Source organism: Flagellimonas marinaquae (assembly GCF_003992675.1).
GTDB lineage: Bacteria > Bacteroidota > Bacteroidia > Flavobacteriales > Flavobacteriaceae > Flagellimonas > Flagellimonas marinaquae.
This window is the reverse complement of record NZ_RZMZ01000014.1, coordinates 96,199-96,405: the sequence shown is the minus strand read 5'-3', so window position 1 is coordinate 96,405 and position 207 is coordinate 96,199. Positions and strand designations below refer to the sequence as shown.

Genomic DNA, 207 nt, shown 5'->3' with positions numbered 1-207 from the left:
ACAATGTGGACGATGCGGACAACGACCCTGCAAACGAATTACAGGCCATCACTTCCACCGACGGAACGGTGACGGTAACACCGAACGGCAACGATTTTGACCTATCCGGTTTCAGTGGAGATTTTGGCGATTTGACCAATCTTCCAGCAAATCTGGACACGGACAGCACGGATGACTTTTCAGGTGACTTCGGTGATTTGACCAACG

1 protein-coding gene is annotated in these 207 nt (G+C 50.7%); it reads left to right on the top strand.

The genetic code is table 11. The features are described 5' to 3' along the window. Window positions 1-207: hypothetical protein (locus EO130_RS15445; RefSeq protein ID WP_164732905.1), on the top strand; the 207-nt coding region annotated here is incomplete at both ends.